The sequence below is a fragment of the Streptococcus downei MFe28 genome (assembly GCF_900459175.1).
Classification (GTDB): Bacteria; Bacillota; Bacilli; order Lactobacillales; family Streptococcaceae; genus Streptococcus; species Streptococcus downei.
Genome location: NZ_UHFA01000002.1, coordinates 1,778,717 through 1,800,158 on the forward strand (window position 1 = coordinate 1,778,717; position 21,442 = coordinate 1,800,158).

Sequence of the window (21,442 nt, forward strand, 5' to 3'; positions counted from 1 at the left end):
ACAATAAATAGTAATAATTTGAAATGAGATTGTTCAGAAAAAATAATATTTTCCCGTCAAAAAAGACCAAGTTCACTTGAAAGAACCCAGTCCTTAGAGGCTTATGCTTGATAAATAATTCGACCATCGCAGATGGTATATTTGACCACGCCTTTGAGCTTTTCTCCGATAAAGGGAGAATTTGAGGCCTTGGAAGCAAATTGGTCTGAAACCAGGCGGTCTTCCTTGTCCGCAAAGATAAGAATATCTGCTGGACCATTTTCAGCCAGATAGCCAGCATCAAATCCATAAAGGTCGGCTGGGTTGCTGGTCATCTTGGCTAAGAAATCTAACAGAGTCAGCTCTCGCGTTTCAACCAAGTTGGTTAGGCCCAAGGAAAGCGAGGTTTCCAGCCCTGTCATGCCAGATGGGGCCTTGGTTATATCAGCAACTGCCTTCTCGTCAGCATGGTGGGGGGCGTGGTCAGTCGCAATGATGGAGATGACTCCCGACTTAAGACCTTCAATAACCGCCAGACGGTCTTTTTCTGTCCGCAAGGGGGGATTCATCTTGGCCATAGCTCCCTTGACTAGTAACAAATCCTCAGTCTTCGAGAAGTGTTGAGGGGCCGCTTCGGCTGTCACAGGTGCACCAAGTTGCTGAGCGAATTCAACCACCTTAACGGACTCAGCCTTGGACAGATGTTGAATGTGGAGGTGAGCCTGGGTCGCATGGGCAATCATGGCATCACGGGCAACCATGCTGTATTCTGCCACACCTGTTGCTCCACAGAAACCAAATTTATCGCGAGCAATATCTTCATTAAACCCAAGAATGCCATTGAGCTCAGGATCCTCTTCATGGAGGGCAATGAAAGTATTATTTTCCTTGGCTAATTCTAGGGCCTCCTTGACTAGCTTACTACTTTGCAGGGGGATTCCATCGTCCGATAGGGAAACGGCACCTGCTTCGAGAAGGGCCTTGAAGTCTGTCAAATTTTGACCATCAAAGTTCTTGGTGACGGTAGCGTTGGTATAGATGTGGATGTCTTCCTTAGCTGCACTGGCCAAAACTTCCTTGAGGGTGGGGACATCAGAGATGGTCGGATTGGTATTGGCCATCATGACCACCGTTGTAACCCCACCTGCTGCGGCAGCCAAGGCACCTGTGTGAATGTCTTCCTTGTGGGTCTGACCAGGTTCACGAAAATGAACATGGATATCCACCAGTCCTGGTGCCACCACTAGACCTGTCGCATCAAGGACTTGCTCAGCATCCTGGTCTAGGTTTTGGCCAATCCTGACGATTCTTTTGCCGTCGACCAAGACATCAGCAATCTGATCAAAACCAGACTTAGGGTCTAAGACCCGACCGTTTTTAATGAGTAACATGTAAAACTCCCTCTCCAATTAGCACTCTAAATTCTCAATTATTCCTATTTGGACAAAGTAAACCTTAAAAAACTAAAACTATAAAAATAGAAGGTTTTTGAAGTCCCCTAAAGAATTAAGCCAACCAATCAATGGGCTCCTGACCAGCTTCTTGCAAATAGGCATTAGCTTTAGAAAAAGGTTGGGAGCCAAAGAAGCCCCGATGGGCCGATAGAGGGCTGGGGTGGGGGGACTCGATAATTCTATGGATAGGATTGGTAATGAGCCCCTTCTTCTTGCGCGCAAATCCGCCCCAAAGAATAAAGACGACCGGCGTCTCCTTTTCATTAACCACCTTAATGATGGCATCGGTAAAGGGTTCCCAAATCTGACCCTGGTGACCATTGGCTTGACCTGCTGGCACTGTCAGACAGGCATTGAGTAAGAGCACACCCTCTTTAGCCCAGGGGGTCAAATCATGGTGGTCTCTGGGACCAATGTCCTGAGCTAATTCTTTAAGAATGTTTTGCAAAGATGGCGGTGCTGGAAGCTCCTCGGGGACGGAAAATGACAAGCCTTGAGCCTGCTTAGGACCATGGTAGGGATCCTGACCAATAATGACCACCTTAACGTCTTCCAAGGGCGTCGTTTGGATAGCATTAAAGACCTGTTCCCGCGGTGGATAGACGACTCCTTGGCTATAAACCTGATCCATAAAGGCATTGATTTGTCCGAAGTAATGTTCAGGCAATTTTTCCTTAATGAGCTGGTGCCAACTTGAATGCTGCATACTTTACTCCTAACATTTTCCGATCAAATCGAGCTTCGCTTTTGCCAACACATGCCCTTCTAATTGATGTAAAAAATCATTCATGTAGAAACCATCAGCCAAGTCCAATTCTTTATCCAGAGCATAAACCGTTAATGTGTAAAAATGATCTTTATCTGGCGGATACGGCCCCATATAATTATTCTCAATGGCCGAAAAATCTGTTGCTAAAAACTTGCTGACAAGGCTGTTCTTCCCATGAAGATGCTGGTTATCAAGTCGTGAAAAGTCAGCTTCAATCTCTGTTTTTGCGGCGGGCACATTGGCCACAACCCAGTGTATGTAAGCAAAGCCACAAACTGGAATGGAGTCATAATCTACCAGAGTCCAAGCGAAGGTCTTAGTTTCGGCAGGTTCTTCTTTTATTGAAAAAGGAAAGGATACAATAGCATTGCCCAGTTCAAGTTCATTGGTGTGCTTGCTGTATCGTTCTGGAATAATGTGCTCTTCAAAAGGAACTATAATTTTCATAACCATCCTCCTAACTGGTTAAACGGCTGCTTTCCAGCACCATAGCCTTGAGTTCGGACTCACTCAGCTCGGTCCCATTGACCAAGACGGTCAGCCAGTGTTTTTTATTCATATGGTAAGCCGGGATAACCCCTTTAGTGTCCAACAAAATCTCAACCTGTTCTGGTTTGAGTTTGAGATTAAGCAGGAGTTTTCCTTCCTTCTGTGTTACCAATGCCAGCATTTTCTGGTTGCGGCGGTGCCGGATGACTGGGGTGTACTTGCTCTTCTCACGCGTAAACGGATAGGCCTCTTCTGCCCCCGTCAAGTTCACCAGCCAATCCAGCAGTTCTCGCTTAGAAAAATTTTCGAAAGCCATAAGCACCTCCAAATCATTTCAAATCGATACAATCAGGAAAACTCGTCAGCTTAGTCTTGCCAAGACTCCTGATTTTCTTTGAATTTCTTCAAGAGCTGCAAGCCATCTGCATTGATATAGCCTTGGACCTTAGCTACCTTGATGAGTTCCGAATAATTGGATAGGGTCACCAATTTAACACCCGCATCGGCGAAGTTCTTATCGGCTTTGGGCAACTCATAGGTAAAAATAGCAACAACGCCAAGAACCTTGGCTCCCTCACGTTCGGCTGCTGCAACAGCATCCAAGACCGAGCCACCAGTTGAAATCAAATCTTCAATGATGACCATCTTTTCACCCTTGGCAACGCGTCCTTCAATTTGGTTGCCAGCTCCATGGTCCTTGGGTTTACTCCGGATGTAGGCAAAAGGCAGGTCCATCTTGTCGGCGATGATAGCGCCATGGGGAATCCCTGCTGTTGCTGTTCCGGCAATCACTTCAACCTCTGGGAATTCTTCCTTGATTTTTTCAACGAAACCATTTTCAATCAAGGTTCTTGTTTCTGGATAAGAAAGGGTAATGCGATTATCGGTATAAATCGGCGATTTAATCCCTGACGCCCAGGTGAAAGGCTCCTCAGGTTTTAAATAGACGGCCTTAATGTCTAATAAATCGGATGCGATTTGGGATGCTAATGTCATTGTTTTCTCCATTCTAAATTGAGGGATTTTCTTATGAGGACAAAGGTATTCGCGGGCTTAATTACCCATACCTGAGGGCAAACTTTTTTCTACCTGCCCAGCTAACAAATCATTTTCTTTTCTGTCTGCTATGCTTGAGAATTCCACTCAGCCTTGATTGCCTGATAAGCAGCGACTGGGTCAGCTGCCTGAGTAATGGGGCGACCAACCACGATATAGTCAGAACCGATTCTGTAAGCATCGGCAGGGGTCATGACCCGTTTTTGGTCACCGACACTTGAGCCAGCAGGCCTGATGCCTGGGGTCAGGCAAATAAAATCCTCAGAGGTTGCTGCCTTGATTTTAGCTACCTCATGGGCTGAGCAGACTACACCGTCTAGGTCAGCTTCCTGGGTCTTTTTAGCATAATGCAGGACTGATTCCTCCAAACTAGTTTGGATATTTTGAAAATCTTGCATCTGCTCTTGCGAGGTCGAGGTTAACTGGGTAACGGCAATCAATTTTGGACCTTGGCCCAAACCTGCTCTTGCCGCCTTCATCATTTCGACACCACCAGCTGCATGAACATTGGTCATATCAACACCCAGCTTGGCTAGGACTGCCATGGCAGATTTAACCGTATTGGGAATATCGTGTAGCTTCAGGTCAAGAAAGACCGAATGCCCCAAAGATTTCACATAGGAAACAATCTCAGGGCCAGCCCCATAATAGAGCTCCATACCAATCTTGACGTAAAGTTTCTCTTCCTGCGGAAAACGCTCTAGGAAGGTCTTGACAGCCTCAAAAGAAGGAAAGTCAAGGGCAACAAGGGGACGAGACTCTCTCATATCGGTCTTTGTATCCTTTCTGCAAAAAACGTAAGGGAAAGAGGTGAAACTGGGCAGAACTTGCTTCTAGTCCAGTTCTAAAAACTTCTAAGCTCAACTTCGTTATAAATCAACTAACTCGTTTCGCTAAGAAAACTTAGGAACGTAGAGGTTGGGACAAAAAAATCCTTGCCTCATTACTTTTTCAACATCACACACATTGACGCATCAATAGCTCTAAATTCAGCTTCGCCATTCTGGCTTATTTCATTAAGAAATCGAGGAACCTAGTTCTCACGCCGTTCAAACTGGGTCAATGGCCCTAGGCTCTGTTTTCAACACTCACCAAGGGCCATAGAAAAACCTTGCCGGAGGGGCAAGGTATGATAAAAATCAGGGTAGTCCTCTCCCCATATTTTACCGTTACCTTGTTCGCCTCTCTGGACCAACTTAAAGGTTATCTCATCAGTTCTATTTTAACTTACAGGTACTTAACTGTCAATCAAATGCTGTCTTTCCTAGCTTCAAGGACAATAAACTACAAATACTTTCGAAGTCTACAAAGTTCATTTAAAAAGTTGGCCTTCTGGATCCCATAAAGGAACACTTTGAGTTTCTACAGCCCCTCTTAGTCTGACACAAGCTTACTGTCATGGCCCAGTCTAAGCATGAGTCTTTCAAAATCTTGGTAAGAGATTGACAAGGTCGTTGAATTTACGAAGGGATGGAGACTAATCACGCCCAGTTCTTTAAGATTTTCGTCGACAAGCAACTTGATTCGGTTTTTCTTGTCGAACATCAGTCCCAAGGGTGTTACGGTTCCCGCTGACACATGGAGGAGCTCCTCTAATTGTTGCGCTTTAGCAAAAGTTAGGCGCTTTTCCTCTAAAACTTGGGCTAAAGCCGATAAATCAGCTCGTTTTTCATTGGGTAAGAGATAGAGGTAGAACTGCTTTCCTTGCTTATTTTGCAACAGAAGATTTTTCACCGGAGGATTGGGCAAAGAAAAATCCAAATTCTTCCCCGAAGTAATCGCCTGATGATCATAACGCTGATAGTCGATGTCTAACTCTTGTAAAATCTGATAAGCTTCCGTCTCATTTGCTAGGGCCATAACCAACTCCTTTTTCAAACTCTGTTAAAGTAGACTTTCACGCACTTCTTTTCTCAGCTCTTCCAAGGTCTCAATGCCATACTTATCCATTACTCTCGGCAAGTCAGCGATGATGTTAGGGCAGGCAAAGGGGTCGGTGAAATTGGCAGTACCAACTCCGATGGCGGAAGCCCCTGCTATCATCATTTCAAGAGCTGCCTCTGCTGAGTCAACACCTCCCATCCCAATGATAGGGAGCTTAGAATTTTGGGCAACTTGGCGAATAAGTTTGAGGGCGACAGGAAAGACAGCTGGGCCACTCATGCCACCTGTCCCATTGGCAATAATAGGCTTACGGCTCTGCAGATTAAACCGCATGCCCACTAGGGTATTAATCATAGTGAAGCCAGTTGCGCCAGCATCTTCTACTGCCTTAGCAATCTGGCTAATATCAGCCACACTTGGCGTTAATTTGACATAGACGGGAACTTGAGATGCCTCAACAGCTGCCTTGGTCGCCGCGTAAGCCAGTTCAGGCACCTGACCAATCAAGAGGCCAGCATTGCCGTGGTCTACATTGGGGCAGGAAATATTGAGCTCAATAGCCTCGACGTTGGGAGCTTGGGAAATTTTCCCAGCGACACTGGCATATTCTTCATTGGAAAAACCAGCGACATTGGCGATTATGGGGAGGTCAGGATAATGCTTCTGCAACCAAGGAAGTTTCTCCGTAAGGACAGCTTCCACACCTGGATTTTGGAGACCAATGGCATTGAGCATGCCAGATGGAGTTTCTGCCACCCGAGGGGTGGGGTTGCCAAAACGAGCTTCTTGGGTCGTGGCCTTTATCATAATGGAACCCAGTTTATTGAGGTCATAGTAGTTGGCGTAGTCTTGGCCAAATCCAAAACAACCCGAGGCTGGGATAATGGGATTTTTCAAATCTAAGCCTGGCAGGGATACTGCTAAACGATTCTTAGTCATAGTTACCTCCTAGAGCACAACACTATCTGTTTCAAAGACGGGCCCGTCCTGGCAGACCCGCCTATTTGCAGCTTCTAAACTATCCTTGAGATGGACAACACAGGCATAGCAGGCCCCCATTCCGCAAGCCATCCTTTCTTCCAAGGACATATAAGCATGGGGGTGGTCAGCGAATTTTTTATCCACATACTTGAGCATGCCTGGTGCTCCGCAGGAATAGATGGCTGTGAAATCATCGGTTAATTCATCGACGACCGTCGAGACATAGCCCTTGATGCCATAAGAACCGTCATCCGTAGTCACCGTCACCTGAGCCACCTGCTTCATTTCTTCTTCCAAGATGACGGCAGATTTATTGGCAAAGCCCAGCACGGCTGTCACTTGGGCTCCCTTTTTAGCTAAGGCCTTAGCGGTCGCATAGAGGGGTGGAACACCGATACCCCCACCGATCAGCAGGACCTTGTCATCTTGATTAACCATTGATAGGTCAAAACCATTGCCCTGGGGTCCCATAGTATCAATAAAATCACCTGATTTTAAATGGGATAAAATCTCTGTTCCCATGCCCTGAACCCGATAGATAATCGAAGCTTCTTGCTTTTCCTTATCAATATCACAGATTGAGATTGGCCGCCTAAGGAGCTTGCTGGGGTCTGGCACCCGCAGGTGAAGGAATTGCCCCTCCTTCATCTCCTCAACCATCTGGCCAGTCAAAACCATCTTAAAAATTTTAGGAGCAATTTCAGTCTGACTGCTGATTCTCAAGTTTTCCTTGAGAATGCTGGGCTTTTCTTGTGCTTGCATAAGGTTTCCTTTCCAACAAAAAGACCCTGCCTAGAGAGCAAGGTCACACAAATAGAGGTGGGAAATTTCTCCCCATCCGTAAAATGCCTGCCTTGGAGCCTCTCTGGACTCATTTAAAGGTCAACTATTTCTTTCTAATATTTAAGGCTGGTCGGTCAAGACCTCATAAGGGCGTTCATATTCTTCCTTAAGGGCTGCACCAGCAACTTGCAAACTGCCAAAGAGATCCACCAAAATACCAAAGGATTTAGCCCGATCCTGGTCTAGTAGACTGTAGAAAAACGGTTGGGCAACCGCTACCTCCTCCAAAAAGGCCAGTTGGGACAGCCAATCCCCCACGACATCCAGAGATTCATTCATCAAACGAAAAGAGGGCTCATCGTACCAAGCCAAGGCTTGAACCTTCTCCTCCTGACGCTTGAGAGGTTGGCAGGCTTCCAAAATCTTGTCAATTTCTGGCTTAATCAGAACCGTTTCAACAGAAAACTCTAAGAGCGAAGGCTCTTGTTCAATCATGGATAATTCTGCTTCAAAGAGATGTAAATAGTGCCGCGTGACGGCCAGTTTGTGCAATAGTTGTTGATAATCTTGTAGGACTTGCTCCATAGTGACTTACCTTACTTCTTATTTTCTTTCATTTTACCATAAATGCTTAATAAAATTAAGACCAAGGCCCTCACAAAATGAGCAGACCAGCAAAGATTGCCCAGATTTTTCTATCAACATTGGCTTGTCTTGATTGATACTCGCCAAAATTTAAAAAAATAGACTTAGAGGTTAAGCCCCTTTTACTCCTACTATAATCTTAAAAGAGTAACGCCTCTCCCTCATCTAGGTCGCCATTCTTGACCCCCATTGAGTCTACACAAGCAATCTACCCGCCCAGCAAAAAACGAGCCCTTAAGCTCGCTTTCTTTATTTCTAGTCTTTATGATTTCTAGTCTCAATCCTCTATAGAAAGGCTTGGGGCTATAGCTTATTTCAAAACCTTTTGTGTCTTGGCATAGTTAGCTTCGACCGCTTCTTTTTCAGCCTTCCACCAGTCTTGGTGGTCGGTGTACCACTTGATGGTATCTTCTAGGCCAGCTTCAAAGTTAGTAAACTCAGGTGTCCAACCCAGTTCTTGGCGGAGCTTGCTTGAGTCAATGGCATAACGCAAATCGTGACCTGCACGGTCTGTCACATGGTCGTAGGCATCTTTTGGTTGTCCCATTTTTTCTAAGATGAGCTCAAGCACTTCTTTATTATTCTTTTCGCCATCGGCACCAATCAGATAAGTTTCTCCGATTTGTCCCTTGGTCAAAATAGCCCAGACACCAGTTGAGTGGTCATTTGTGTGAATCCAGTCACGGACATTTTTACCTTCGCCGTAAAGTTTTGGCTTGATACCAGACAAGATATTAGTGATTTGACGTGGAATGAATTTTTCGATGTGTTGGTAAGGACCGTAGTTATTGGAACAGTTAGAAATGGTCGCCTTGACACCAAATGAACGCACCCAAGCCTTAACAATCAAATCAGAAGCCGCCTTGGTAGATGAATAAGGGGATGAAGGATTGTACTTAGTGTCTGGGGTGAATTTTTCGCCTGGACCTTCACCATGACCTGGTAAGTCTTCGCGAAGAGGAAGGTCACCATACACTTCATCCGTTGACACATGGTGGAAACGGATATCGTACTTGCGAGCCGCTTCCAAGAGTGTATAAGTCCCAACAAAGTTAGTATAGATAAAGGGACTTGGGTCCTTGAGCGAGTTGTCATTGTGGCTTTCCGCAGCATAGTGAACGATGGCATCCGCTTTGGCAGCCAATTTATCCACCAATTCAGCGTCCGCAATATCACCAACCACCAACTCAACGCGGTCGCCAAGAATTTCTTCGAGATTGGCACGGTTGCCGGCGTAAGTCAATTTATCCAAAACCGTTACATGAACGTCCGGATGGTTGTTGTAGACATAATGGACAAAGTTGGAACCGATGAAGCCTGCGCCACCGGTAACGATGATGTGTTTGTATTCAGACATGATTACTCCTAAGATACTAAGCCCGTAAAAGGCAAAGGCAAAACAGGAAATCGGCAGAAAATCCTGATTTTCTAGACGATTTCTCTTTTTGACACAGCCTTTAGGGCGGGTTCGATTTCCCTTTTTTAGTTTTTTGTTTTTGACAGTTTCCTTAGGTGGTGGGGGCGTCATGAACTAAGTCTAAAAGTGTCTATGAAAGTCTTTCTTGTCAACTTCCTTGCCAAGGACTTTCAAGTCACTCTAAGGACTGGATTTCATTGACTCATTTCTGAACCCAAGGTTTCAGAAATGCCCATCATTCCACCACGGCGGAAACTATCGGTTCTAGCTCGCTTTGCTCGTCTTTTTATATTGATTTTTTCGTTACAGAGAAAAGTATCAGATAGAGGTTCGCTAGGCTCACCTATTATATTCGCCGTGGAAAACCCTATCGGGTCTTTTCTTACAAATCTTCTTTTTTCAGTGGTTTCACATCTTTGAGCATTGGATGATTTTTATCGGCTTCAGAGACTTCTGCTTCTGCTAGATTTTCCCATTCAATGCCCAAAGCTGGATCTGCGTAGTTGACAAAGGCATATTTTGGCTTGAGTTCCAGTGCCCAGTAGTCATTTACCAGATAGCTGTAGGAAACCTTGTCAGAAAGGACCTGGAAACCATTGGCAACACCACGAGGAACAAAGATACCCTTGGAGGCGTCGATGATGGTTTGGTAGGTATGACCAAAGCTTTCGCCCTCACGCAGGTCAACCCAAGAGCCCAGAACCTTTCCTTCATCAGCTACCGAGATATACTTATCCCAAGGTTCGGCATGGAGACCCCGTAAAACGTTTTTGCGAGAGAAGGAAACATTATTTTGCAACTTACCACCCGCAAAGAAGCTTTCTGGAAAACCGAGTGGCAACATTTTTTCTTTTTGGAAATTTTCCTTGAACCAGCCACGGTTATCGCCGTGAACAGGAATGTCAAACTCAATCATGCCAGGGATAGCTTCAATTTTACGAGCTGCCAGTTCTTTTTCAAAAAATTTATCGGTCATTAGGCTTCTCCAATCAAACGCAAGAGGTATTGTCCATATTCATTTTTCTTGAGCGGTTGGGCTAGTTCACGCACCTGCTCTTTGCTAATGTAACCCATGCGGTAGGCTATTTCTTCTAAGTTGGCCACTTGGAGATTTTGCATGCGTTGAACCGTTTCGATATATTGGGCCGCTTCCAAGAGGCTTTCATGAGTTCCTGTATCTAACCAAGCAAAGCCACGTTCCATGACTTCCACCGAGAGGTCGCCACGCTCTAGATAGGCCTTGTTGACATCGGTAATTTCCAATTCACCCCGAGGGCTTGGCTTGATATTCTTGGCAATGTCGACGACATCATTATCATAGAAATAAAGACCCGTCACAGCATAGTGAGACTTAGGGTGTTCTGGCTTTTCTTCGATGGAGATTGCATTCATATTTTCGTCAAATTCAACAACCCCGAAGCGCTCAGGATCCTTGACTTGATAACCAAAGACGGTTGCCCCTTTTTCCTTGCTGGCTGCCTTTTGCAACATCCGGCTGAGACCTGGACCGTAGTAGATATTGTCACCCAAAATCAAAGCAACATTGTCATCGCCAATGAAATCTTCACCAATAATAAAGGCCTGAGCCAAACCGTCAGGACTCGGTTGCTCAGCGTAAGAAAGATTGATGCCGAATTCAGAACCATCTTGAAGCAATTCCTTGAAACGAGGCAAATCTTGCGGTGTTGAAATAATCAAGATGTCCTTAATCCCTGCCAACATGAGAGTTGAGAGGGGATAATAAATCATAGGTTTATCGTAAACAGGCATGAGCTGTTTTGAGGCCGCACGGGTCAATGGATAGAGGCGAGTTCCTGACCCACCTGCAAGAATAATACCTTTCATCGAAAAAGCTTCCTTTCAGAATTTGTCTGATAAAATTATATCACAAGCCCTTGCAAATGTCAGTAAAAACAAGGGATTGTGAGGAGCGTTTCCTGGGGTTCTCTATCTGCTAAGATTGCTATAGTTGGACCTATAAGTTCTATTACTGTTATAGTCTGAAACTATATCTGCTTTATGTTACAATAAGCCTATGCGTATTCAACAATTACATTATATTATCAAAATCGTCGAAACGGGTAGTATGAATGAGGCTGCCAAGCAACTCTATATTACCCAACCTAGTCTTTCCAATGCTATCAGGGATTTGGAAAGGGAAATGGATATCAAGATTTTCAACCGCAATCCTAAGGGGATTACCCTGACCCAGGATGGGGTGGAATTTCTCTCCTACGCTCGCCAGGTGGTGGAGCAGACCAATTTGTTGGAAGAACGCTACAAGAGTAAGGACCACAACCGCGAGCTCTTTAGTGTCTCGGCCCAGCACTATGCCTTTGTCGTCAATGCCTTTGTCTCCCTACTCAAGGGAGCCGATATGAGCCAGTACGAGCTCTTCCTGCGAGAAACCAGAACCTATGAAATCATCGATGATGTCAAAAATTTCCGCTCAGAAATCGGGGTTCTCTTTCTCAACAGCTACAATCGGGATGTCCTGACCAAGATGTTTGATGACAATCACCTGACCTATACCAACCTCTTTGTCGCCCAGCCCCATATTTTTGTCAGCAAGTCCAATCCCCTAGCCAGCAAAAAATCCGTCAGTCTCAGCGACCTAGAGGATTTTCCCTATCTCAGCTATGAGCAAGGCTTGCACAACTCCTTCTACTTCTCAGAAGAAATCATGTCCCAGATTCCCCACAAAAAATCCATCGTGGTCTCGGACCGGGCCACCCTCTTCAATCTCCTGATTGGCTTGGACGGCTATACCGTGGCCACAGGGATTCTCAACAGCAACCTCAACGGCGATGATATTGTCTCTATTCCGCTGGAAGTTGACGATAAAATTGACATCGTCTACATCAAACACGAAAAAGCCAACCTCTCCAAGATGGGCGAACGCTTTATCGATTATCTCTTGGAAGAAGTGAAGTTTGATTGAACAGTCTTACTAAGCACTGAGAGCTCGTTCGACGGCGCTATTTTCCTTAGAAAATATCTATTCCCTCACTATTTCATCTAAGTTGTCAATGTCGGCCGACCCGACCTAGGCTTCATGTCACATCTTATAGCAAATAAGCATCTAAAATCTAGAGATGGTAAAAAGGCGAGCTCGGTGGTTGGAAAAGCTAGCTATTTTCACAGAGTACCGGTGAGTTCTAATAATCAGTCAATACACCAGTGCATATTTGACAATAGTTCCAAAAATTCGAATATCAGTGCTTCTTCCACATCTATCTGACGCTTGCATTACCAGCCAACTATGGTACAATGATAATAGAAAAAGGGCCTTGTCGCCAACAAGACCCCATGTAAAGCCGTTAAACGGTGGCTACGTTTTTAGCTAAAAAATAACCGTCAACGTACCAAAGTTGAGACGGTTATTTTTTTCTGTCATTTTTGAAGATTTGGTAACAAAGACTGATTAGGGCTATGGTAAACATAGCAAAACCTAAAATCGTCTCTACCACTTCAAAAGCAGTCAAAGAGTTACCTCCTCTCTGTTAGATTTCGATGAGTACCGCATAGGCATCACCTCACTTTCAGAAAAAGGATTGTAACCACCGTCTTCACTTCTTTACTACTTAATTGTAACACGAAGTTAGTTTTATTGCTAACATTTCTCTGCTAATGAACCAGCCCTCTATTCGTCTGATAATTAAAGGGCTGGTTCATTTTATTATGAAAATTCAATGATGGGAACCCTTACAATCACTCTTGCTCCGCCTGATTCTGCATTATCCAAAGTTAACTGCCCTTGATGAAGTTGGGTAATATTCTCAGCAATGGTTAAACCAATTCCAAGATGACTGTTATCATGACGACTTTTATCATCTTTGAAAAAACGTAAGTGGGCTTTTTTCAGAGCCTCAGGAGAGAAGCCTGGACCACTATCCTGACATGTCATTAATAACGAATTATCTTCTATCCTGTAGTTCAATAATAACTGGCTTCTCCTAGGGCTATGCTCTACTGCATTTGAAATGATATTCATCCAGGCTCGCTGGAATAGAGACTTATCAAGGCTGATTTCAGGGTCTCCAGAAATTGCATTTTGACAATCAAGTAATAAACTTTTGGTTTTAGCTAAAGCAAAGATTGCCTGGTTTAATTCCTCGAGAAAGTCTTTGAGAGAAATCTTTTCAGGTTGAAAATTTCGTAAATTGTTTTCTTTGGCAATCAAGGATAATTCACTCAGATAGGTCTCAATTTGACCAATATTTTTAGAACTATAGGCAACAAATTTTTTCTGCTCGCTGTTAGATTTGTCTGGCTCAGAAGTTCGGTATTCCCACGAACAACTGTCAACGGGGTCCTAATGTCATGTGTCAAGGCTCTTATTTGGTCACTTTTTTCTTGCTCTAGTGACCAAGACTCAAGCAGGGACTCTTTTAGCGCACCCCTCATTTTATCTAGACTTACTAACAGTTGGTCAAATTCCTTAATACGAGAATGTCCAACAGAGAAATCCAGGTCTTCTTCTGTAATCTTTTTCGTTGCTTCTAAAACTGGATTTAATTGCCCTTGTAGCCGTTTCACAAAGGATAATGTGACTATAATAAAAATGAGCAGGCTGCCCACACCAAATAAAATTACTACTAGCCATGTGGGCCTAGGTAGATAAAGGTTTCCCCATTTAAATGAATAGCGCTCCTTAAGTTGGTAATTAACAAGAAGGTTGCCATCAGGTCTTTGAAACACCTTATAATAGCCATATTTTGTCTGACCGCTGTCCTGCTCTCTGAAATTTTTCACCACCGCTTCTTTCATTGGCTGAGACATATTAGTTTCCACGATTTTTCCTGAATGATTTATCAAGAGATACCGAGTATCATCCGGGAGCATCTGTTTAGACAAAGTCTTGCTGGTCTCAATTGAATGTTTTTTCTCAATCAGGTACTGTTCTGAATAGTTGGCTGGAAATATGGCTCCAGTTCGATAAGCAAGATATAGGACAATTAGATTAGCTATCATTAAAAGTGCACAAGCAAAAATGACCGTTGTAAAATAGCTGATAAAAATCGTCCTTAAACTAGAGAACTTTTTCTTTATTCCCATTTGTAGCCAATCCCCCAGACTGTCTTTATTGGTTCTTGTCCGTAGTCTCTAAATTTGGCCCGAATATTTTTAATATGCTCTGCTATCGCGGCAGGTGTCCCCCGTTCTTCAAAGCCATACAGATAGTCGTAGAGCTGCTCTTTAGAAAAAACCTGACCGCGGTGCTTGGCTAAATGCTGACAGATTTCATATTCTGACTTAGTCACATCCAAAATTGTCTCACCGACCATGATTTGCTTACTAGAGAGGTCAAAGCGAACATTATCTAGGAGCAAGGTCGCATGGTGCTCACGCTTTTCTCGGCGCAGATGTGCCTGCACACGTGCCAGCAGCTCCTGTACCCCAAAAGGCTTGACCAAATAATCATCTGCTCCATAAGCCAGACCTGTCACGATATCAGCTTCCTGGGTTTTAGCTGTCAGAAAAAGAATGGGGCAATCCACCAGAGGACGAATTTCCTGACAAAAACTGAAGCCATCTATATCCGGCATCATAATATCCAGTAAGATTAAATCATAACGCGGCAGATGGGCTCTGTCTACCTGACTGGCACTTTCAAAAGTATCTACCTGATAACCCTGCAGGGCCAAGGTATTTTTTATAAGCGCTAAAATATCGGTCTCATCATCAAGAGCTAAAATTTTTGTCATTGAAAAACCTCCTCCCTTTGAATAACATATTTTATTCAACACTGCTTCTCCCTTGCCACCTGTCGAACCAAAGAAGACTGAGAAATAAACCAAGCAAAGTCGTTGGAAAGGCAACTTCCAGCCAGAGGAGAAGCTGCTGGACAAACATAGGATTTTGATCTGGGTATTGCAACATGTAAAACAAATCCTCCATTAACCGTGCTGGCCAGGCAGCCGGCACAAATTGCCAAATGCCATCACCTAAGCCTGTTAGAAGCAAGGCTGAGACTAGGACTTCAAAAATTCCTAGACCAATTGTTGCGCCACTGCCAAATAAAAAGGCGATTAGCATATGAAGCAAATATAAGATGACTGTTGATGCCAATAAAAACAGACCCGCATAACCATAAAAGGCAAGATAAGGGACATCTGTATTAGACCGATACAAGAGGCCAAAGATGACTAGGGCTAAACAGATAGCAACAATTTCCATTACGATAAGACTGACAAACTTTACAAAATAAAGGATTTTTCGCTGACTACTTGCTAAGACAGTTTGAAAGTGACCAGCTTCTGCCTCTAATTCAACGGCTTTGCTGCAAATAATAGCAATGACTAGTGGAAAAGCCACTCCCAGTACTTGCAAATAAGCACTCGTAATGCTTCCCCAAGAATAAGCAGGTGTCACAAAACCAAAGACAGCAGTTAAAACAGCTATACCAGCTGGTAAAAGTACATGTATCCAAGGCAAAAAGGTACGGTTATATTTTAAAAACTCTGCCCAAATCAATTTTACCATTATTTAACCTCCTGTTTTTCAAACCAGAGAGCCATTACCCAAGTCAGCCCTGCAAAGAGGGCAAACGCCAGCATTAAACTGAGCATAATAGACCAGCTGCTAGTTGCTAATAGCGGTGCCGCTGCCTCTGAACCAGCTTTCAATCCATTGGGATATATTTTCATAATGGGAATCATCAATCGCATCCCCCAAGCATAAGGATACAGTAACCAATAAGCAGTTGTCGAAAAAGCAACTCCCAAGAAATTAGCTGTGAAATTGACTAACAAGGTGGCAATAAAACCCAATTTCTTTGCCAGCCATAAACAAAACGGGATCTGCCAAAGCACACTGAGCAATAGTACCATAGAAGCAAGAAGCATTTGACTAATAGGATAAGTTTCTCCATAATGAAGAAAAGTAGACAAGGCTAAGAGGAACCAATGCAAAAGACTGCTCAGGGTCAAATAATAGGCCAAAGAAGCAATCTTACACGTCCAAATTTTTTTTAAAGAAATTGGCAAAGGAAACACTGCCCGATAATGTAACTTTTTTTCTTCATAAATGTTTACTAAAGCAGTAAATAAGGTCAGCAGCCCCGGTAAAATGATAATGTACCACCAATTATAAGCATCTGTAATCAAATACTGAGGCACCATAAGACCATGTATAATCACTAATATAGGAGCCAAAAACAGCAACTTTTTTGCCATCGTCCGCTTCAGTTTTAAACGTTCTGCCTGAAAAATCCCCAGCATCTCACTCACCTCCTCGGTACTTCATAACCACTTCAGTAAAGAGTTTTTCTAAGTCTTCGCCTTGGTGAATCCTATCCTGATAACCCAGTACGCCATTGGCAATAATTCCAATATGATCCGCTATCATCTGTATCTCAGAGAGTATATGACTGGAAATAATGACGGTGATTTCCTGTTCTGAAAGTGAACGAATTAAATCTCGTAATTCTTGTATGCCTATGGGATCAAGGCCATTGGTCGGCTCATCCAGAATCAAAAGCTTGGGATTATTAAGCAGAGCAATCGCAATCCCCAGACGCTGTTTCATACCCATGGAGAACTGACCGGCTCTTTTTTTACCCGTATTAGTTAGGTCAACGATCTTTAAGACTTCATCAATCCGCCCATCCGGCAGGCCTAACATCAGGGTTCTTACTTTTAAATTTTCACGTGCAGTTAGATTTTCATAAAGTGGCGGAGATTCAATTAGAGCCCCAATATTTTCCAAATCCTCACGGCCCCATTCATGTCCGTCTATAAGAATTTGACCAGATGTCTTTCTCAGCATTCCTGTAATCATTTTGAGTGTCGTTGACTTGCCGGAACCATTGGGTCCTAAGAGCCCATAGACCGAATTTTTTTCAACTTGAAGAGATAATTCCTTGACAGCAACCTGCCTGCCAAATTTTTTTGTTAACTTGATAGTCTCTAACATATAATCCATGATTTTATCCTCCTCTTCTTTCTAAGTCTATTTTAGAAAAAAAGTTTAAGGACTTTATCAGGTTAATAAAAAAACGCCAGAAAAATTCTAACGTTTTCATGAAATTTAGATATAAGAAGTTCACCCCGAACCTCTTTTTTCTTTTCTTAGAAAAAGCTTTTTACAATGACTGAGCCAAAGCCCATGATGAAGCCAGCTAGGATAACACCTGCGATGACAGCGATGATGCTGTTTTTGAACTTAAGGTCAAGGATGGAGGCTGCTAGGGTGCCTGTCCAGGCTCCTGTTCCTGGTAGGGGAATACCAACGAAGAGAAAGAGGGCGAAATAAAGGCCCTTGTCGCCAGCACTCTTAGCCAACTTTTGGCCCCCATTGTGGCCCTTTTTGAGACACCAGCTAAAGAAGCCACCGATGACAGGCTTATCAGCCCCCCATTCTAAGACTCGACGGGCAAAGAAGAAGATAATAGGCACGGGCAACATATTACCGATGACGCCGATAATAATAGCCTGCCACATGGGGAGACCCACGCCGATACCATAGGGAACAGCTCCCCGCAATTCGACGAGGGGAATCATAGAAATGAGGAAGGTAATCAAATACTTCATAGAATTTTTTATCCTTTTGCTTATAAAAGTGAGCTAATGAGTTGGTTGATCTGGTCAAAATAAAAGGGATTTTCCTGATAGGCAATACCAGTATGGCGGGCTAACTTGATAATCATCTCTAGGAAAGAACAAGAGGAAAAGCCAGTCGTCTCATGTAAAATCTTTTCATCAAAGGGTTTGATGAGATGGGCCAGAGGATTGCGGACCGACTTCTCCATATCCCTAAGAAAGGTCACATCCTTCTTGAGCGAGCCCGAAATGGGAAGCAGGTCAATTAAGGCCACCAGACTTCTGGAAGTCACCCTGGGATCCTGCCAGGTTCTGGCAAAGTCTTGTAGGGCTTGATCTTGTGAGTCTTCCATCTGGATAAATTTCCAAGAATCGTAACTAGAGTCCTTGGAATTTTTGATATAGGCTGTCAAATCAGGAATCTCCCTCTCAATCAAGCGCAGGAAAAGCCGATAGAGAATGGGGCTGACGGCTCGGACAAAATCAATGATGTCCTCAGACCTAACCTTGGCCTGCAGGTCCATGATATAATTGGCCAACAACTCCTGTTCTTGGGGATTGGCTGTTAATGAGCACTGATAAGCCTCTTGAAAATGCTGGATCGTCTTGGGCTCATAAAGTTCGTTAATGGCTAACTGCCGTCGCTTCTTCATCAAATATAGGAGGGTCTTGGCATCCGGATTTATCGCCTGCTTTTCCACAAGACGATAGGCCGAAGCATAGTCGTAATGCTGGATGAGGATGACCAGGGTTTCCTTTAGGGTCTGCTTATCCATTTTAGGCAATCAGGGTTTCTAGACCGACGGTCATCATGTCGGTAAAGGTAGTTTGCCGTTCTTGGGCTGTGGTGTCCTCTTCTGGATGAACCAAGCTGTCAGAGACGGTCATAATGCCCAAGGCTTGGACCTGATATTGGGCCGCCAAATAATAGAGGGCTGCGGCTTCCATCTCAATAGCCTTGACCCCAAGGGTTCCCAGTTTTAGGTTGCGCTCTGGCATACTAGAATAAAAGACATCTGAAGACAGAACAGAACCTACATGGGTGGTCATGCCCAAATCCTCAGCAATATGGTAGGCCTTATCCAGGAGGTCGAAGTCCGCAATTTGCGGGAAGTCGTATTCAGGGAAGTCATTGCGAATAATCTTGGAATTGGTAGCTGCGGCTTGGGCCAGAACCAGCTCGCGCACATGGACATCTGGATCAATGGAACCGGCTGTTCCCACCCGAATCAGCTTCTTGACACCATAGTCAACAATCAATTCGTGGGCATAGATGGAGATGGAGGGCATCCCCATCCCGGTTCCCATGACAGAGACCTTTTGACCCTTGTAGGTTCCAGTATAGCCTAGCATGCCACGGATATGATTAAAGCAGACTGGATTTTCTAAAAAGTTTTCAGCGATGAATTTGGCCCGCAAGGGATCACCTGGCAAGAGAATTTTATCAGCAATCTCTCCTGGGGCTGCTTCGATATGAATAGACATAAGTTAATTCCTCAATTTCTATAAAATAAGCGTGATTCAAAAAATTTAGTCAGAGTGACTGTAAACAGGATGGGTATCAGAAGGACGGGCTGGGAATGAGTGAAGCCAATCACTAGCCCAGAAGCCGTCAAGGGAGCCTTCATGGTAATAGCCAAAAAACTGGCTGCCCCTGCTAGCATAAAGAGTTCAGGGCCTTGGACAGGAATCAAGCCACTGACGACCTGACAGACCATAAGCCCCAGTAAACTTCCTAAAGCAAAGGAAGGAGTCAGGGTACCACCATAGGCCCCGCTGACCAAGCTAAGAAGGACCAGGCCAGCCTTGAGGGCAAAAAGAACAAGGGCAGTCCGCAAACTTAAACCGTTGAAGGCCGATTGCGCCAGGGCGCTACCATTGCCTAGAACGGTTGGAAAAATCAGGGCAGTCGCTCCGACTAGAGCGCCTGTCAAGGGCAGGCTGAGCCAGATGGTCTTGTCCTTGCGTCGCCATTTGCCAGCAAGGCCATTGAGACGCTTGAAAATCCCCGCCAGGAGTGCGGTCAGAATTGCCAGAAGAAGCAAGAGGCCCAGACTAGTCCAGAACCCTAGATGAGTGGTCATAGCTCGCAAGTGATAGTTGGGATTACTAGTAACAATGGGATTGGAGACCCAGGTCGCCAGATAGGTAGTGACCAGAACCACCAGCAGATTGCGAAGGGAAAGGGCCACCGCCAATACTTCAAAAGCAAAGAAGAATGAGGACAAGGGCACCTGATAGACAGCTGCCAGTCCTGCTGCCGCTCCACTGGCAATCAGCAAATAGGCATCCTTGGATTTCAATTTGAAGCCAACAGCTATGCGACCGGCAAAGAGGGCCCCCAATTCGCGGGGGGCTCCTTCTTTACCGATTGGACCACCGGCACCAACAAAGACAATCTGCAGGAGACTATGGATGACCTGGCGCAGAAAACTGTGAAGTCTCTTGGGGTGCTTGAGACTTTGTCGTACGGAAATAATCTGATAAGGGGCCTTTTGTAGCCAATACCAGACAGCTGCAGCGATAATCGAAATAATGAAAATGCCAGCAAAGCGGGAGCCAGCAGACAGGGACCGCACCAAGCTCAGATAGTCATCATCGCTGTGACCAAAAACCAGCATTTCGACCAGATTGAGCAATTCGTGCATAGCAATTCCAGCCAAACCACCCAAAAGACCAGTTAAGCAGACCGCTAGCCAAAAGCGTAAGCCATAATGGTAGGTCTTCATGATTGGGTCAATTTATCTAAAAATTGATAGAGGGCTTGATTCATCTGGTCATAATCGTAGGCCAAGATGTCCTTTGCCCCTTGGACATAGGTGTATTTTTGACTGCCGCCCTCAATATCCTTTTCTTGGGCCAAGAGCTGCTTGACCAAGTCCTTGGTCAATTCCAGGTGGGCTTGAAAGCCAAAATGCTTATGACTGTAGGCGACAATCTGCCTTGGACAGCCCTGGCTAGTGGCCAGAATCTGAGCTCCCTCCGATAAGCCTGGCATATCCCCATGCCAATGACCGACCACCAGTCCTTGGGGAATATGAGATAAGCGAGAATCGGATCGACCAGCCTGGGTCAACTCAATAGGGAAATTCCCAATTTCTCGCTCGGGGCTGGCTAGGCAGGTCCCTCCATAGGCTTGGCCCAGTAGTTGGGCTCCCAGGCAGACACCGATAATGTATTTGTCGGCCTTGATAGCCTTTTGAATGAGGTCAATCTCAGCCTGAGCATTGTAGTGGGGAAATTCCTCCTGGGTAGAGGTCGGACTTTGGGGTCCCCCCATGACAATCAGCAGATCAAAGTCATCTGCCGTCTCAGGTAATGGTTCAAATTGGTAAACCTTAGTGATGGCTACTTCGTGACCTCGAAGAGCCGCCCAGGCTAGGTAAGCCCCTGGGGCTTCAAAAGATTCATGGATAACAAAATGGACTTGCATGGAGTCTCA

The 21,442-nt window shown here is 44.7% G+C and carries 24 protein-coding genes and 1 pseudogene; 1 reads left to right on the top strand and 24 read right to left on the bottom strand.

Annotated features, from left to right (window positions below; all coding sequences use genetic code 11):
• Positions 1-101: 101 nt before the first annotated feature.
• The 13 genes from DYE66_RS08500 to rfbA all read right to left on the bottom strand — a co-directional run bounded on the left by DYE66_RS08500 (position 102) and on the right by rfbA (position 11,302).
• A complete protein-coding gene (locus tag DYE66_RS08500; protein WP_002996611.1) occupies positions 102-1,370 on the bottom strand; it encodes a dihydroorotase in 1,269 nt (422 codons plus the stop codon).
• A gap of 115 nt (positions 1,371-1,485) precedes the next feature.
• Positions 1,486-2,139: a uracil-DNA glycosylase gene (locus tag DYE66_RS08505; RefSeq protein ID WP_002997441.1), complete on the bottom strand. Its 654-nt coding sequence runs from the start codon at positions 2,137-2,139 to the stop codon at positions 1,486-1,488.
• Positions 2,140-2,148: 9 nt separating this feature from the next.
• Complete coding sequence (locus DYE66_RS08510; RefSeq protein ID WP_002997282.1) at positions 2,149-2,649, bottom strand: YbhB/YbcL family Raf kinase inhibitor-like protein; 501 nt, start codon at positions 2,647-2,649, stop codon at positions 2,149-2,151.
• Positions 2,650-2,659: 10 nt separating this feature from the next.
• Positions 2,660-3,007 carry an MmcQ/YjbR family DNA-binding protein gene (locus DYE66_RS08515; protein ID WP_002996986.1) on the bottom strand — a complete coding sequence of 116 codons (348 nt, stop codon included), beginning with the start codon at positions 3,005-3,007 and terminating at the stop codon, positions 2,660-2,662.
• A gap of 50 nt (positions 3,008-3,057) precedes the next feature.
• Positions 3,058-3,687: an orotate phosphoribosyltransferase gene (gene pyrE / locus DYE66_RS08520; RefSeq protein WP_002996781.1), complete on the bottom strand. Its 630-nt coding sequence runs from the start codon at positions 3,685-3,687 to the stop codon at positions 3,058-3,060.
• 128 nt (positions 3,688-3,815) lie between these two features.
• On the bottom strand, positions 3,816-4,514 hold the full coding sequence (gene pyrF / locus DYE66_RS08525; RefSeq protein ID WP_002996482.1) for an orotidine-5'-phosphate decarboxylase: 699 nt from the start codon (positions 4,512-4,514) through the stop codon (positions 3,816-3,818).
• A 607-nt stretch (positions 4,515-5,121) separates the two neighbouring features.
• Positions 5,122-5,607, bottom strand: coding sequence for a YbaK/EbsC family protein (locus DYE66_RS08530; protein ID WP_002997435.1), 486 nt, complete (start codon positions 5,605-5,607; stop codon positions 5,122-5,124).
• A 24-nt stretch (positions 5,608-5,631) separates the two neighbouring features.
• Positions 5,632-6,570, bottom strand: a complete 939-nt coding sequence (locus tag DYE66_RS08535) for a dihydroorotate dehydrogenase (RefSeq protein WP_002997220.1) — start codon at positions 6,568-6,570, stop codon at positions 5,632-5,634.
• 9 nt (positions 6,571-6,579) lie between these two features.
• Positions 6,580-7,374 carry a dihydroorotate dehydrogenase electron transfer subunit gene (locus tag DYE66_RS08540; protein WP_002996687.1) on the bottom strand — a complete coding sequence of 265 codons (795 nt, stop codon included), beginning with the start codon at positions 7,372-7,374 and terminating at the stop codon, positions 6,580-6,582.
• A gap of 141 nt (positions 7,375-7,515) precedes the next feature.
• On the bottom strand, positions 7,516-7,980 hold the full coding sequence (locus tag DYE66_RS08545; RefSeq protein WP_002996429.1) for a hypothetical protein: 465 nt from the start codon (positions 7,978-7,980) through the stop codon (positions 7,516-7,518).
• Positions 7,981-8,350: 370 nt separating this feature from the next.
• The gene (gene rfbB / locus DYE66_RS08550; RefSeq protein ID WP_044123736.1) at positions 8,351-9,397 is read right to left on the bottom strand and encodes a dTDP-glucose 4,6-dehydratase; all 1,047 of its coding nucleotides are present in this window, start codon (positions 9,395-9,397) and stop codon (positions 8,351-8,353) included.
• Positions 9,398-9,839: 442 nt separating this feature from the next.
• Complete coding sequence (locus DYE66_RS08555; protein WP_002997398.1) at positions 9,840-10,433, bottom strand: dTDP-4-dehydrorhamnose 3,5-epimerase family protein; 594 nt, start codon at positions 10,431-10,433, stop codon at positions 9,840-9,842.
• Complete coding sequence (gene rfbA / locus DYE66_RS08560) at positions 10,433-11,302, bottom strand: glucose-1-phosphate thymidylyltransferase RfbA (RefSeq protein ID WP_002996479.1); 870 nt, start codon at positions 11,300-11,302, stop codon at positions 10,433-10,435. The genes DYE66_RS08555 and rfbA overlap by 1 nt, the downstream gene beginning before the upstream one ends.
• A 190-nt stretch (positions 11,303-11,492) precedes the next feature.
• Between rfbA and DYE66_RS08565 the strand changes: the two genes are divergently transcribed.
• Positions 11,493-12,398: a LysR family transcriptional regulator gene (locus DYE66_RS08565; RefSeq protein WP_002996828.1), complete on the top strand. Its 906-nt coding sequence runs from the start codon at positions 11,493-11,495 to the stop codon at positions 12,396-12,398.
• Positions 12,399-12,837: 439 nt separating this feature from the next.
• Here the strand turns inward: DYE66_RS08565 and DYE66_RS11145 are convergent, their stop codons facing one another.
• The 11 genes and pseudogenes from DYE66_RS11145 to DYE66_RS08620 all read right to left on the bottom strand — a co-directional run bounded on the left by DYE66_RS11145 (position 12,838) and on the right by DYE66_RS08620 (position 21,433).
• Positions 12,838-12,942 (bottom strand): putative holin-like toxin, encoded by a 105-nt coding sequence (locus DYE66_RS11145; protein WP_019782358.1) that lies wholly within the window; start codon positions 12,940-12,942, stop codon positions 12,838-12,840.
• Between the two features lie 194 nt (positions 12,943-13,136).
• Positions 13,137-14,515, bottom strand: a pseudogene (locus tag DYE66_RS08575) (HAMP domain-containing sensor histidine kinase).
• Positions 14,506-15,165 carry a response regulator transcription factor gene (locus tag DYE66_RS08580; protein ID WP_115325119.1) on the bottom strand — a complete coding sequence of 220 codons (660 nt, stop codon included), beginning with the start codon at positions 15,163-15,165 and terminating at the stop codon, positions 14,506-14,508. Before DYE66_RS08580 ends, DYE66_RS08575 begins: the two are co-directional and overlap by 10 nt.
• A gap of 31 nt (positions 15,166-15,196) precedes the next feature.
• Positions 15,197-15,943, bottom strand: coding sequence for a lantibiotic immunity ABC transporter MutG family permease subunit (locus DYE66_RS08585; protein WP_002996543.1), 747 nt, complete (start codon positions 15,941-15,943; stop codon positions 15,197-15,199).
• A complete protein-coding gene (locus DYE66_RS08590) occupies positions 15,943-16,680 on the bottom strand; it encodes a lantibiotic immunity ABC transporter MutE/EpiE family permease subunit (RefSeq protein ID WP_115325120.1) in 738 nt (245 codons plus the stop codon). Before DYE66_RS08590 ends, DYE66_RS08585 begins: the two co-directional genes overlap by 1 nt.
• Before the next feature lies 1 nt (position 16,681).
• A complete protein-coding gene (locus DYE66_RS08595; protein ID WP_002997138.1) occupies positions 16,682-17,383 on the bottom strand; it encodes a lantibiotic protection ABC transporter ATP-binding protein in 702 nt (233 codons plus the stop codon).
• 146 nt (positions 17,384-17,529) lie between these two features.
• Complete coding sequence (locus tag DYE66_RS08600; protein WP_002997340.1) at positions 17,530-17,991, bottom strand: COG2426 family protein; 462 nt, start codon at positions 17,989-17,991, stop codon at positions 17,530-17,532.
• Positions 17,992-18,011: 20 nt separating this feature from the next.
• Positions 18,012-18,776, bottom strand: coding sequence for a hypothetical protein (locus DYE66_RS08605; protein WP_002996472.1), 765 nt, complete (start codon positions 18,774-18,776; stop codon positions 18,012-18,014).
• Between the two features lies 1 nt (position 18,777).
• Positions 18,778-19,485, bottom strand: a complete 708-nt coding sequence (deoD, locus tag DYE66_RS08610; protein WP_002996865.1) for a purine-nucleoside phosphorylase — start codon at positions 19,483-19,485, stop codon at positions 18,778-18,780.
• A gap of 11 nt (positions 19,486-19,496) precedes the next feature.
• Positions 19,497-20,729 carry a chloride channel protein gene (locus tag DYE66_RS08615; RefSeq protein ID WP_002997033.1) on the bottom strand — a complete coding sequence of 411 codons (1,233 nt, stop codon included), beginning with the start codon at positions 20,727-20,729 and terminating at the stop codon, positions 19,497-19,499.
• Positions 20,726-21,433, bottom strand: a complete 708-nt coding sequence (locus tag DYE66_RS08620; protein WP_002996848.1) for a glutamine amidotransferase-related protein — start codon at positions 21,431-21,433, stop codon at positions 20,726-20,728. The genes DYE66_RS08615 and DYE66_RS08620 overlap by 4 nt, the downstream gene beginning before the upstream one ends.
• Between the last annotated feature and the right edge of the window lie 9 nt (positions 21,434-21,442).